The sequence below is a fragment of the Pseudomonas sp. FW305-3-2-15-E-TSA4 genome, assembly GCF_058787295.1.
The window spans coordinates 79,220-91,478 of the sequence record NZ_JBYSZP010000017.1; the positions used below are offsets into that span (position 1 = coordinate 79,220).

At 59.8% G+C, this 12,259-nt stretch carries 13 protein-coding genes; all 13 read left to right on the plus strand.

All coding sequences use genetic code 11. From position 1 onward, the window contains the following. The first annotated feature begins 5 nt into the window (after positions 1 to 5). The 13 genes from AC3WMV_RS22590 to AC3WMV_RS22650 all read left to right on the plus strand — a co-directional run bounded on the left by AC3WMV_RS22590 (position 6) and on the right by AC3WMV_RS22650 (position 12,234). Positions 6 to 626: a pseudaminic acid biosynthesis-associated methylase gene (locus tag AC3WMV_RS22590; RefSeq protein WP_027614224.1), complete on the plus strand. Its 621-nt coding sequence runs from the start codon at positions 6 to 8 to the stop codon at positions 624 to 626. Continuing rightward, positions 623 to 1,318, plus strand: a complete 696-nt coding sequence (gene pseF, locus AC3WMV_RS22595) for a pseudaminic acid cytidylyltransferase (protein ID WP_103368120.1) — start codon at positions 623 to 625, stop codon at positions 1,316 to 1,318. The genes AC3WMV_RS22590 and pseF overlap by 4 nt, the downstream gene beginning before the upstream one ends. Further along, complete coding sequence (pseG, locus tag AC3WMV_RS22600; protein WP_103368119.1) at positions 1,315 to 2,820, plus strand: UDP-2,4-diacetamido-2,4,6-trideoxy-beta-L-altropyranose hydrolase; 1,506 nt, start codon at positions 1,315 to 1,317, stop codon at positions 2,818 to 2,820. Before pseF ends, pseG begins: the two co-directional genes overlap by 4 nt. Then, positions 2,813 to 3,865, plus strand: a complete 1,053-nt coding sequence (gene pseI, locus AC3WMV_RS22605; protein ID WP_103368118.1) for a pseudaminic acid synthase — start codon at positions 2,813 to 2,815, stop codon at positions 3,863 to 3,865. The genes pseG and pseI overlap by 8 nt, the downstream gene beginning before the upstream one ends. 227 nt (positions 3,866 to 4,092) lie before the next feature. Next, on the plus strand, positions 4,093 to 5,019 hold the full coding sequence (locus AC3WMV_RS22610) for a ketoacyl-ACP synthase III (RefSeq protein WP_096796272.1): 927 nt from the start codon (positions 4,093 to 4,095) through the stop codon (positions 5,017 to 5,019). An 85-nt stretch (positions 5,020 to 5,104) separates the two neighbouring features. Beyond that, positions 5,105 to 6,394: a motility associated factor glycosyltransferase family protein gene (locus AC3WMV_RS22615; protein WP_103368117.1), complete on the plus strand. Its 1,290-nt coding sequence runs from the start codon at positions 5,105 to 5,107 to the stop codon at positions 6,392 to 6,394. Beyond that, positions 6,391 to 6,663: a hypothetical protein gene (locus AC3WMV_RS22620; RefSeq protein ID WP_103368116.1), complete on the plus strand. Its 273-nt coding sequence runs from the start codon at positions 6,391 to 6,393 to the stop codon at positions 6,661 to 6,663. The genes AC3WMV_RS22615 and AC3WMV_RS22620 overlap by 4 nt, the downstream gene beginning before the upstream one ends. Positions 6,664 to 6,900: 237 nt before the next feature. Then, positions 6,901 to 7,761: a flagellin domain-containing protein gene (locus AC3WMV_RS22625; protein WP_007958307.1), complete on the plus strand. Its 861-nt coding sequence runs from the start codon at positions 6,901 to 6,903 to the stop codon at positions 7,759 to 7,761. A gap of 73 nt (positions 7,762 to 7,834) precedes the next feature. Beyond that, positions 7,835 to 8,194 carry a flagellar protein FlaG gene (locus AC3WMV_RS22630; RefSeq protein WP_097090143.1) on the plus strand — a complete coding sequence of 120 codons (360 nt, stop codon included), beginning with the start codon at positions 7,835 to 7,837 and terminating at the stop codon, positions 8,192 to 8,194. An 83-nt stretch (positions 8,195 to 8,277) separates the two neighbouring features. Next, positions 8,278 to 9,750 carry a flagellar filament capping protein FliD gene (gene fliD, locus AC3WMV_RS22635; protein ID WP_103368115.1) on the plus strand — a complete coding sequence of 491 codons (1,473 nt, stop codon included), beginning with the start codon at positions 8,278 to 8,280 and terminating at the stop codon, positions 9,748 to 9,750. Positions 9,751 to 9,879: 129 nt separating this feature from the next. Beyond that, positions 9,880 to 10,278, plus strand: coding sequence for a flagellar export chaperone FliS (fliS, locus tag AC3WMV_RS22640; protein ID WP_027614233.1), 399 nt, complete (start codon positions 9,880 to 9,882; stop codon positions 10,276 to 10,278). 11 nt (positions 10,279 to 10,289) lie between these two features. Further along, positions 10,290 to 10,586, plus strand: a complete 297-nt coding sequence (gene fliT / locus AC3WMV_RS22645) for a flagellar protein FliT (RefSeq protein ID WP_007966233.1) — start codon at positions 10,290 to 10,292, stop codon at positions 10,584 to 10,586. A 172-nt stretch (positions 10,587 to 10,758) separates the two neighbouring features. Beyond that, on the plus strand, positions 10,759 to 12,234 hold the full coding sequence (locus AC3WMV_RS22650) for a sigma-54 dependent transcriptional regulator (RefSeq protein WP_003222863.1): 1,476 nt from the start codon (positions 10,759 to 10,761) through the stop codon (positions 12,232 to 12,234). The last annotated feature ends 25 nt before the right edge of the window (positions 12,235 to 12,259 follow it).

Here is a 12,259-nt window from a genome sequence, read left to right on the forward strand (position 1 = left end):
GTGCAATGCGTGATCTGAGTGAGCAGGAAAAATTCTGGCAGGGCGACTTTGGCAACCAGTATGTCGATCGCAACGTCGGACAACCGCTGGTGGCGGCCAATCTGGCGCTGTTCGCCAAGGCTCTGAGCCGCGCCGGGCGCATTGACAGTGTGGTTGAGCTGGGCACCAATGCCGGCAACAATCTGCAGGCGCTGCGTCAACTGCTGCCGCACAGTGAACTGTTCGGCGTCGAGATCAATGAAAGCGCCTGTGCTCAGGCGCGGGCACTGGGCATCGCGCAGATCTGGCACGGCTCGCTGTTCGATTTTCCCCGCGAGCGCAGCTACGACCTGACCCTGAGCAAAGGCGTGCTGATCCATCTGGCGCCGGAGCTGCTGCCGACCGCCTATGCGCAGTTGTATGCGTTGAGCCAGCGCTACATCCTGATCGCCGAATACTACAATCCGGCACCGGTGGAAGTGTCCTATCGCGGCAACAGCGGCAAGCTGTTCAAGCGCGATTTCGCCGGGGAAATGCTTGATCGTTATGCCGATCTGCACTTGCTCGATTACGGCTTTGGTTATCACCGTGACCCACAATTCCCGGTGGACGACATCACCTGGTTCCTGCTGGAAAAACGTCCTTGAACAGCGTCGCAATCATCCCGGCCCGTGGCGGCAGCAAGCGCATCCCGCGCAAGAATCTGCTGGCGTTCGACGGTGTGCCGATGATTGTCCGCTCGATCCGTACGGCGCTCGACAGTGGCCTGTTCGAACAGGTCGTGGTCAGTACCGATGACGCCGACATTGCCGAGCTGGCGCTGGCCCATGGCGCGCAAGTGCCGTTCCTGCGCCCGGCTGAACTGGCGGATGATTTCACCGGCACCGCTGCGGTGATCGTGCATGCCTTGCAGCAACTGCCAGCCTTCGATTACGCCTGCTGCGTGTACGCCACGGCGCCGTTGTTGCAGGCGCGCTTCCTGCGGCAAGGATTTGAGCTGTTGCAGCAGCACCCGGACAAAGCCTTTGCGTTCTCCGTGTGCAGCTTTGGTTTCCCCGTGCAGCGGGCGCTGACGCTGGACGGGCAGGGCGCATTGACCGCGTTGTACCCGGAATTTCGCCAAACCCGCTCGCAGGATCTGCCCGAGGCCTTTCAGGACGCCGGCCAGTTTTACTGGGGTCGCAGCGAGGCGTGGTTGCGCGGTGAAGTGTTGTATTCGTCCGCGAGTCTGCCGGTCATTCTGCCGCGACATCTGGTACAGGACATCGACACACTGCAAGACTGGAAACGCGCCGAATACCTCTACGCCGCGCTCAAGGCCGGCGGAGAACTGCAATGAGAGTGCTGATCCGCGCTGACGCTTCGCCGACCATCGGCAGTGGCCACATTGCCCGTTGCCTGACGCTGGCGCGAGTGCTGCGCAAGCAGGGCAGTCATGTCGCCTTTGCCTGCCGCCGGTTACCGGGGCATCGGCTTTATGCCTTGGCTGCCGAAGGTTTCGAGACCTTCGCCTTGCCGGACGTCTACCCCGACGAAGACCCGCAGCAAGCCATCGAATCGATGCTGCCGTGGCAGGCAGACATCGAGGAGCTGGACGCCTTGCTGGCAGGTCACGCCGCATTCGACTGGATCATCGCCGACCACTACGGCCTCGATCATCACTGGCAAACCGCGGCCCGTCGCTGGGCGCCTCGGATTGCGGCGGTGGACGATCTCGCCACCCGCCGCTACAGCGTTGATCTGCTGCTCAATCAGAATCTGTCCGGTCTCAGCGCAAACTATGCGCCGCTGCTGCCCGAAGACTGCCGCACCTTGCTCGGTCCGCGCTACGCCATGCTGCGCGAGGAGTTCGTCTGTCCGGCCATTGCGATCAAGCCCAAGGCGCGCCGGGTGCTGGTGAATTTCGGTGGTTTCGATGCGGCGATGCAGACCCATCACGCGATGTTGGCGCTGAAGGATTTCGCAGAGCTGGAAGTGGATTTCGTCGCCGGTGCAGACAATCCTGCGTGGGCGCAAATGCAGGCACTGGCCGCAACACGGCCGCATTGGCGCCTGCACAGTTTCGTCAGCGATTTCCAGCAACGCATGACCGCGGCCGATCTGTTTATCGGCGCGGGTGGCGGCACCAGTTGGGAGCGTGCAGCCCTCGGCCTGCCGACCCTCTGCATCGCGGTATCGAACAATCAGCAGGCCAACGGCGAAGTCATGGCAGCGGCGGGGGCGCATGTGTTCATGGGCGCCCGCGAGCAGGTCAGCGTCGAACAACTGCGCGACGCCATCGGTTTTGTCGTCGACAATTTCTATCTGCGCCTGAGTCTGGCCGAGCGTTCACGGCAACTGGTCGATGGGCGCGGTGCTTTGCGCGTGGCGGCGGCACTCGCCGGTGCAGTGCTCAAGCTGCGCCTGGCGACTCTGGATGACGCGCAATTGCTGTTCGACGGGCGCAATGCCGAGGCTGTACGCCGTTGGTCACTGGACACGGCTGCAATCGAATGGCCGCAGCACCTGAGCTGGCTGAATGCGAGCCTGCGCAATCCGCAGCGTCTGCTGTTGATTGCCGAGGCCGATGACGGCGCGGTCGGCGTCTTGCGTTATGACTTGCGCGGCTTTGAAGCCGAAGTGTCGCTGTATCTGCTGGAAGGACGGCTCGGTCTCGGCTGGGGCAGGGCGCTGCTGGCGCGAGGCGAGGTATTCGTCCGCGAGCACTGGCCGCAGATGACCGTTGTCACCGCTCAGGTGCTGCCGGGCAATCGCCCCTCTTTGAATGTGTTTCGTGACGCCGGATTCACCCAGAGTGCCTGCGCGTTCACCAAGGTTTTGAAGGATCACCGCGATGAGTAGTTTCAAGATTGGCGAGCGTCTGATCGGTGCCGATGCGCCGCCGTTCATCATTGCCGAGATGAGCGGCAACCATAACCAGTCGCTGGAGGTGGCCCTGCAGATTGTCGAAGCCGCCGCCAAGGCTGGCGCGCACGCCTTGAAGTTGCAGACGTACACCGCGCAGACCATGACCCTGGATCTGGCCGAGGGCGAGTTTTTCATCAAAGACCCGAATAGCCTGTGGGCGGGTACTTCGCTGTACGACCTGTATGAGAAGGCCCACACCCCGTGGGAGTGGCACGCGCCGATTTTCGCCCGGGCCAAAGCGTTGGGCATGCTCGCGTTCTCGACGCCGTTCGATGACACGGCGGTGGACTTTCTCGAAAGCCTCGATGTGCCGGCGTACAAGATCGCCAGTTTCGAAAACACCGATCTGCCGTTGATTCGTCGCGTGGCGGCGACCGGCAAACCGCTGATCATCTCCACCGGCATGGCCAGCATCGCCGAGCTCGACGAAACCGTGCGCGCCGCCCACGAGGCAGGGTGCAAGGATCTGGTGCTGCTCAAATGCACCAGCACTTACCCGGCAACCCCGCTCAACAGCAATGTGCGCACGATCCCGCATCTGCGTGAACTGTTCGGTTGCGAGGTAGGTCTTTCCGATCACTCCATGGGCGTTGGCGTGTCCGTGGCCGCTGTGGCGCTCGGGGCGACGGTGGTGGAGAAACACTTCACCCTCGACCGTTCGGCGGGCGGGGTCGACGCCAGTTTCTCGCTGGAGCCGGCGGAACTGGCCAGCCTGGTGGTGGAAACCGAACGCGCCTGGCAGGCCATGGGCCAGGTGCATTACGGCGTCACCGAGGCCGAGCGCAAGTCGCTGGTCTATCGCCGCTCGCTGTACGTCACTGCCGACATGGCGGCCGGTGAAGCCTTTTCCGGGGACAATCTGCGCGCCATTCGCCCAGGTCTCGGTCTGCCGCCCAAGCACACCGATGCCGTCCTCGGTCGCCGCGCTCGTCAGGCGATCAAACGCGGCACGCCGCTGGACTGGTCGTTGGTCGAATAACCCGATCTGCAACCGATTCGGCAAAATAGCGTGACCTGCGAGTCATAACGCGCATCTTCACTGTATTGTATTGACCGGGGAGATGGCGCCTGGCCGTGTAATCGGTTCCAGTGATAGCCCTTTGCGCTCCCCGTGGCTGCCCTTTGTGGCGGCCGTTTTCTGTTTGTCGGCGCCCCTCGAATCCTTGCGAGCGGTGGTTTTGGGCTGTTTTTTATTGGGAAGCCGTAATGATTGGCATAAAAAGCATTGCGAGCTACGTTCCTGTAGCCGGCGTGGACAATTACGCACAAGGTGCAAAATTCGAGAAGGATGAAGAATTCATCCTCGGCAAAATCGGTTCGGCCTTCCTGCCGCGCAAAGACGCTGAACAGGAAACCTCCGATCTGTGCGTGGAAGCGGCCAATGCGCTGTTTGCCAGCAACCCTGAACTGAAGCGTGAATCGATCGACGCGCTGATCGTCGTCACCCAGAACGGTGACGAAGAAGGTCTGCCGCACACCGCTGCCATCGTCCAGGACAAACTCGGTCTGCCGACTAATGTCGCGGCGTTCGATATTTCCCTGGGCTGCTCCGGTTACGTCTACGGCATCTACGCGATCAAGGGCTTCATGGAAGCCGCCGGCCTGAAGAACGGCCTGCTGATCACCGCTGACCCGTATTCGAAAATCGTCGACCCGGAAGACCGTAACACCACCATGCTCTTCGGCGATGCCGCCACCGCGACCTGGATGGGCGAAGATCCTTCATGGGCGCTGGGCAAGGCCAAGTTCGGCACCGACGGTTCCGGCGCACCGCACCTGAAAGTCACCGATGGCGTGTTCTTCATGAACGGCCGTCAGGTGTTCAACTTCGCGCTGCTCAAAGTCCCGGCGCACTTGCACGAATTGCTCGACGACTCCGGCCTCAAGGCTGACGACATCGACGCCTTCTGCATTCACCAGGGCAGTGCGGCGATTGTCGATGCGGTGGCCCGCCGTTTCGAAGGCGAGCCGGAGAAGTTCATCAAGGACATGGTCGAGACCGGCAATACGGTGTCGTCGAGCATCCCGCTGCTGCTGGAAAAACACGTACTCGATTCCGACTGGCAGCGCATTGCCCTGAGCGGTTTCGGTGTCGGTCTGTCGTGGGGCTCGGCGATCATCTATCGTCCTTGAGTTGGTCAAAAACGGCGGATACAAAAATAGCGTTCAAGGTTACCCTTGAACGCTATTTTTTTGCCTGAATGGAGCGCTAGGCGGCATGAGCGAGTTTTTCCAACCCAACGCCCAGGTCATCCAGCAACGCTGGCCGGCGTTGTTCGAGCGGCTGATGGCGGAAGACAGTTCAGCTCTTCAGGCCGAGCTGGTGCAGGGCTTGGGCTCGACGCTCAGCGTCAATGGCATTCAACTGACCAGTCGCCACGACCGGGTCCACGAAGCCCGCATCCAGGCTGCCAGTCTGGCGGAAAAGCCGCAGTTGCACGTCTATGGCACCGGCCTCGGCGATTTGCCAACGGTGCTGCTGGAGCGCGCCGGCCTTGAGCGGTTGTACGTGCATATCCTCAATGGCGCGTTGTTCGCGCTGGTGCTGCAACTGCTCGATCAGCGCCCGTGGCTGGAAGATCCGCGTGTGCAGCTGTTCTATGCCGGTGATCTGTCAGACATCTGCACACCGTTTTTCGCCCTGCCGGCCGAGATGCTGCTGGCTGATGACTTCAACGCGAAGATCCGCGATCGGCTGGTCAGCGAAGTGCACCTGAGCTTCAACAATCGTGAGTTCGATCCGCACTTGCCGTTCATTCAACAGCGTTTGCAGGACTGCCTGCCGGTGTTGCTCGGCGATGATGATGTGGCGCAGTTGTTCGGCAGCGCCAATGGCCGGGAAATCTATGTGATCGGCACCGGGCCGACGCTGGAAGGGCATTTCCAGCGTCTGGCGGCGGTGCATGCGCAGGCTGAACGTCCATTGTTGATGTGCGTCGATACCGCTTACCGGCCACTGCGCGAACACGGCATCGTCCCGGATCTGGTGGTCACCATCGATCAGCGCATCAGCTTCCGGCATTTGCCGTTCGAGGACTCCGCTGGCATCCCGCTGGTGTATCTGCCTATGAGCGATCCTGCGGTGCTGACCGCCTGGAAAGGCAAGCGCTATGGCGGTTACTCGGCCAGCCCGGTGTACGCCGCGTTGCGTGAGCAATATCCGCGCGGACAACTGCATGTCGGTGGCAGCGTGATTCATCCGGCGGTGGATCTGGCGGTGAAGATGGGCGCGTCGCGCATTACCCTGTTTGGCGCTGACTTCGCGTTCCCGATGAACAAGACCCATGCCGGTTGGAATGACGGTGATCTGGGCCCCGGTGTTGATCAGGCGCGGCATTGGGTGCAGGACGGCCATGGCCAGCGGGTCAGCACCCAGCTGAATTTTCGCGGCTATCTGTGCGTACTGGAGCGCTATATCGCCGCGCATCCGCAGGTGCAGTTTTTCAACAGCAGTCGAGCGGGCGCACTGATCGCCGGGACGCAGTTCAATCAGGAGTTTGTGCAATGAAGACGATTGAGCGCTGCGTCGACGAGTGCCGCCACTGCGCCGGGCTGTTTCGTCTAGGGCGTGATGTCGAGGCGGCGCTGGATATGGTCGAGGTGTTCGAGGGCGCGCAGCAGTTGTTGATAGCTGCGTCTACGCCGATTCAGCAGGACTGGTCCTTTGTACTCACGCACATGCTCGATTGTCAGGAGCGTCAGGACTGGTTGGGGCTGGCTGACTGGATGGAGTACGAGCTGATCGAAGTGTTGCAAAAAGCACGATCGGCAAAATGAGCGACCGCACTGGCCCGCGGCTTTGCGCGCGGGTCGGTTTTATGGCGTCATTTTTTCGCAGGTGGGAGGGCGCTAAGCCCTTGTTTTCTCGGGGGTGGCAGGGTGATGGCAAATTTTTTTCAAAAAGCCCTCAAGCAACTTGCCAACCCGACGATAACTATTACGAAGGTTCTCTAGGCCATTCCAGGCGGTTGCCAGGGCCGGAAGCCGCAGTACCCAACCAACGAGGAATTCGTCATGGCTTTAACAGTAAACACCAACACCACGTCGCTGAACGTTCAAAAGAACCTGAACCGCGCTTCCGACGCTCTGTCGACTTCGATGCAGCGCCTGTCTTCCGGCCTGAAAATCAACAGCGCAAAAGACGACGCTGCTGGCCTGCAGATCTCGAACCGTATGTCTTCGCAGATCCGTGGTAACACCCAAGCCATCCAGAACGCCAACGACGGTATCTCCGTTGCTCAGACCGCTGAAGGCGCTCTGCAAGCTTCGACCGACATCCTGCAGCGTATGCGTGAACTGGCTGTTAAAGCACGTAACGGCACCAACGGCACTGCTGACCAGACCGCAACCAACGCTGAATTCGCTCAGATGTCTGACGAAATCACCCGTATCTCGGCTGCTACCAACCTGAACGGCAAAAACCTGCTGGACGGTTCGGCTGGTACTGTAACCCTGCAAGTTGGCGCAAACACCGGTTCGGCTAACCACATCGACCTGGTACTGAGCTCCAAGTTCGACGCCGTCAGCCTGTCCGTAGGTAGCGGTACTGTAGTTCTGACTGGTACCACCGGTACTGGCGCTGGTTCTGCTTCGCAGAACATCGACAACGCGATCACTGCAATCGACGCCGCTATCGCTGCAATCGGTGCAACTCGTGCCAGCCTGGGTGCTTCGCAAAACCGTCTGACCAGCACCATCCAGAACTTGCAGAACATCACCGAGAACACCACTGCTGCACAAGGTCGCGTACAAGATACCGACTTCGCCGCAGAGACTGCTAACCTGACCAAGCAGCAAACCCTGCAACAGGCTTCGACCTCTGTTCTGGCTCAAGCCAACCAACTGCCTTCCGCTGTACTGAAGCTGCTTCAGTAATTTCGGAATGAGTTTGGGCGGGAGGGTGCGCTGGTCGCGCTCTCTCGCTTTTTTACGTTAGGAGGTGATGAGCATGGACATGAGCGTAAAGCTTAACGTGTCTTATCCGGCTCCCAAGCCAGCGACGCCTGTTGCTGATAAGCCGTCGGAGACGCCAAAAGTTGCACCGGTCGACGCTCCGGTCGCTGACAGGAAAAGTCAGCAAACGGATGACGCCAAGTTGAAACTGGCCGTGCAAGAGATCGAGAAGTTCGTTCAATCGATCAAGCGTAACCTGGAGTTCTCGATCGACGAGCACTCTGGCAAGGTCATCGTCAAGGTGATCGCAAGCGAGACGGGCGAGGTGGTACGCCAGATCCCCTCCGCAGAAGCACTCAAGCTCGCAGACAGCCTCGCCAACGCAAGCCATGTGTTGTTCGACGCCAAAGTCTGATAGCTGGCATGAATAGTGTTTGTCTTTCTTGAATGACGCCTGGATGGGTCAAAAGTCTGGCAACAATCTGAAGGGAGATGCACATGGCAAGTCCAATTCTACCGGGTTCCGGACTGGGTTCCGGCCTGGACATCGGCGCGATCGTGACCGCGCTGGTCAACGCCGACAAGTCGCCGAAGCAGACGCAGATCGATTCCGCGACCAAGACCAATACCCTGAAGATTTCCGGTGTCGGCACGTTGAAGAGTGCGCTGACCGCGTACCAGACGGCGATGACCAACCTGGGCAGCAAGACCAACCCGGCGTTTGCCGGTTTCACGGCAACCTCGAGCAACACAGCGATTCTCGGCGCCACCTCCGATAACACCGCGGTGTCGGGGACTTACAACGTTGTTGTCAATCAATTGGCCACTGGCTCGAAAGTTGCCAGCGCTTCTTTCGCCGGCGGTGCTGCCAGTGCCATTCCGAGTGGTACCCTGAAAATCAGTCAGAATGGCACTGATTACAATGTCACGATCCCGGCCAATGCGACCTTGCAGAGCACCCGTGACGCAATCAACACGGCTCAGGGCTCAAATGGTATTTCTGCCAACATCGTGACCGACAGCAGCGGTGCTTCACGCCTGGTGATCAGCTCGAACAAGACGGGCGCAGGTACCGACCTCTCTGTCAGCGGGATTGCCGGTCTGGAGATCGACGGTACTCAGCCGATGGGTACCAATCCGGCGGCAGGCGCCTCTGGCAACGTCAATGGCCCTGCACAAGATGCCAAGGTGACCATCGACGGCCTGCAGGTTTCCAGCAAGAGCAATACGGTCAGTGGTGCAATCAGCGGCCTGACCCTGAATCTGACCACTGTCAGTCCTCTCGTTGGTGGCGTTGCCACGCCGACCGTTGTCAGCGTCGATACCAACACCAAGGGGCTGCAGGCCTCGGTTCAGGCGTTTGTTGACGCCTACAACACCCTGAAGACCACCATCGACACGCTTTCCAAGGCTACGCCTGATGAAGACGGCAAACTGACAGTGCAGGCGGCGTTTACCGGTGACTCGTTGCCGCGTTCGCTGATCGCCGACATCCGTGGCCAGTTGACTGCTCCTGGTGCTGGTGCAAAGGGTTCTTTGTCCTATCTGTCGGAGATCGGTGTGATGACCGACCGCAACACCGGCAACCTGACATTTGATACTGCTGCGTTCACCAAAACCATGGCTCAGCCCGGCAAGGCTGGCCAGGTGCAGCAGATGTTCACCGGGACCGACGACACCAACGGTCTGCTGGCGCGCATGAACAAGGCAGTGGATCCGTATCTGAAGGCGCCTGCCGGTAGCGCCCCTACTGCCGTAGGCCTGCTTGATCAGCGCATGTCCATCCTGAACAACAACACCAAGAGCCTGACCAGCCAGCAATTGGCGCTGGATCTGCGTGTTGCCAACCTGACCAAGACGTTGACTGCCAAGTACAACGCCATGGACTTGCTGGTAGGGCAGATGAAGGCGACGGCGAGCAATATCACGTCGTTCTTCAGCTCGCTGAACGCTCAGCAATCCGCGAAGTAACAGGCAATAACGACAAAAACCCGGCTACGCTTTATCGGCGTGCGCCGGGTTTTTGTCTTTTGATCTAAAGTTCTGTGATTCGTTGGCGATACACTGGTTATACGAGTCATTGTGGCAATGAGGTAGAACATGAACCCAATGTTAGCCCTTCGGCAATATCAGAAAGTCGGCGCGCACGCCCAGACCTCCGAGGCGAGTCCGCACCGTCTGGTGCAAATGCTGATGGAAGGCGGGCTGGCCCGCATCGCTCAGGCCAAGGGTGCCATCGAGCGCAAGGACATTCCTGGCAAATGCACCTCGATCAGCAAGGCCATTGGCATTGTCAGCGGGCTGCGCGAAGGTCTGGATCTGGAAAAGTGTGCCGATGAACTGGCCGATCTGGACGGGCTGTACATCTACATGATGAAGCGACTCGCCGAGGCCAACATCAACAGCGATCCGCGCATTCTCGATGAGGTCGCGGGCTTGCTGAGCACGGTCAAAGAAGGCTGGGATGCCATCGCCCCCGAGCCTGCTCCGCAGTTTTAAAGGAGAGCACCATGAGTCTTGTATTGCAGCGAATCGCCGACACCCGTGAAGCGCTGGTCAGTGCGCTGGCCGAACGCAACTGGGAAGCCATTGGCGAGCTGGATCTGGCTTGCCGTTCCTGCATGGAAGACGTCATGGCCGAGGCCTCGCTGGATGAGGAGGCCTTGCGCAGTAACCTTGAGGAATTGCTCCATGTCTACAAGGAGCTTCTGGAGGCGGCGATGGGTGAGCGGCAGGCGATAGCCAATGAGATGTCGCAGATCACCCAAGCGCAAAAGGCGGCAAAGGTTTACCATCTGTTTGGTTAATTAACCCCCAGTTAATCCAGACATGTGCGCCATAAATTTGACTGTGCACGGTTTTTTGACTTAACTAGTGGCTGTTTTCAGATTTCAGGCGTCTACAGGCACAAGGTGTCCTGCAAGCGTCTCGCTTGCCCCATTTTTCGGGCATTGAGTTGACTAGGGAAGTTGCTATTGCATGTGGCGTGAAACCAAAATTCTGCTGATCGATGACGATAGCGTCCGCCGCCGCGACCTGGCGGTGATTTTAAATTTTCTCGGCGAAGAAAATTTACCCTGCGGCAGCCATGACTGGCAGCAGGCTGTCGGCTCTTTGTCATCGAGTCGTGAAGTCATCTGTGTACTGATCGGGACGGTAAATGCTCCGGGTGCACTTTTGGGCTTGTTAAAGACACTCTCGACGTGGGATGAGTTCCTTCCGGTTTTGCTGATGGGCGATAATTCTTCCGTCGACCTGCCGGAAGACCAGCGCCGCCGGGTGCTTTCGACCCTGGAAATGCCGCCCAGCTACAGCAAACTGCTCGACTCCCTGCACCGTGCCCAGGTCTATCGCGAGATGTACGACCAGGCCCGCGAGCGCGGTCGTCATCGCGAGCCCAACCTGTTCCGCAGCCTTGTCGGCACCAGCCGGGCGATTCAGCACGTCCGGCAGATGATGCAGCAAGTGGCTGATACCGACGCCAGCGTGCTGATCCTCGGCGAGTCCGGCACCGGCAAGGAAGTGGTTGCGCGCAACCTGCATTACCACTCCAAGCGTCGCGACGCGCCTTTCGTGCCGGTCAACTGCGGGGCGATCCCGGCAGAGCTGCTGGAAAGCGAACTGTTTGGCCACGAGAAGGGCGCCTTCACCGGTGCGATCACCAGCCGTGCCGGGCGTTTCGAGCTGGCCAACGGCGGTACGCTGTTCCTCGACGAAATCGGCGATATGCCGCTGCCGATGCAGGTCAAGCTGCTGCGCGTGCTGCAGGAACGCACTTTCGAACGCGTGGGCAGCAACAAGACCCAGAGCGTCGACGTGCGCATCATTGCCGCGACCCACAAGAATCTCGAAAGCATGATCGAGATCGGCACCTTCCGCGAAGACCTCTACTATCGCCTGAACGTGTTCCCGATCGAGATGGCGCCGCTGCGTGAGCGCGTCGAAGACATCCCGCTGTTGATGAACGAACTGATCTCGCGCATGGAACACGAAAAGCGCGGTTCGATCCGTTTCAACTCGGCGGCGATCATGTCGCTGTGCCGTCACGGCTGGCCGGGCAACGTCCGCGAGCTGGCCAACCTGGTGGAGCGCATGGCGATCATGCATCCATACGGGGTGATCGGCGTGGTCGAGTTGCCGAAGAAATTCCGCTACGTCGACGACGAAGACGAGCAGATGGTCGACAGCCTGCGCAGCGATCTCGAAGAGCGCGTGGCGATCAACGGTCATACGCCGGACTTCACCGCCAACGCGATGCTGCCGCCGGAAGGCCTGGACCTCAAGGACTACCTCGGTGGTCTGGAACAGGGCCTGATCCAGCAGGCGCTGGACGACGCCAATGGCATCGTGGCGCGTGCCGCCGAACGCCTGCGTATTCGTCGCACCACGTTGGTGGAGAAGATGCGCAAGTACGGCATGAGCCGGCGCGAAGGAGACGAACAGGCGGATGATTGACGCCTGTTTTTCAACGCCTTCATTT

What these genes read in the sequence shown, in the direction of transcription:
- fliT (WP_007966233.1), top strand. Translation starts at nt 10,290, where the DNA reads ATGAGTCTTGTATTGCAGCGAATCGCCGACACCCGTGAAGCGCTGGTC.
- AC3WMV_RS22620 (WP_103368116.1), top strand. Translation starts at nt 6,391, where the DNA reads ATGAAGACGATTGAGCGCTGCGTCGACGAGTGCCGCCACTGCGCCGGG.
- pseI (WP_103368118.1), top strand. Translation starts at nt 2,813, where the DNA reads ATGAGTAGTTTCAAGATTGGCGAGCGTCTGATCGGTGCCGATGCGCCG.
- AC3WMV_RS22590 (WP_027614224.1), top strand. Translation starts at nt 6, where the DNA reads ATGCGTGATCTGAGTGAGCAGGAAAAATTCTGGCAGGGCGACTTTGGC.
- AC3WMV_RS22630 (WP_097090143.1), top strand. Translation starts at nt 7,835, where the DNA reads ATGGACATGAGCGTAAAGCTTAACGTGTCTTATCCGGCTCCCAAGCCA.
- fliS (WP_027614233.1), top strand. Translation starts at nt 9,880, where the DNA reads ATGAACCCAATGTTAGCCCTTCGGCAATATCAGAAAGTCGGCGCGCAC.
- AC3WMV_RS22625 (WP_007958307.1), top strand. Translation starts at nt 6,901, where the DNA reads ATGGCTTTAACAGTAAACACCAACACCACGTCGCTGAACGTTCAAAAG.
- AC3WMV_RS22650 (WP_003222863.1), top strand. Translation starts at nt 10,759, where the DNA reads ATGTGGCGTGAAACCAAAATTCTGCTGATCGATGACGATAGCGTCCGC.
- fliD (WP_103368115.1), top strand. Translation starts at nt 8,278, where the DNA reads ATGGCAAGTCCAATTCTACCGGGTTCCGGACTGGGTTCCGGCCTGGAC.
- pseG (WP_103368119.1), top strand. Translation starts at nt 1,315, where the DNA reads ATGAGAGTGCTGATCCGCGCTGACGCTTCGCCGACCATCGGCAGTGGC.
- AC3WMV_RS22615 (WP_103368117.1), top strand. Translation starts at nt 5,105, where the DNA reads ATGAGCGAGTTTTTCCAACCCAACGCCCAGGTCATCCAGCAACGCTGG.
- AC3WMV_RS22610 (WP_096796272.1), top strand. Translation starts at nt 4,093, where the DNA reads ATGATTGGCATAAAAAGCATTGCGAGCTACGTTCCTGTAGCCGGCGTG.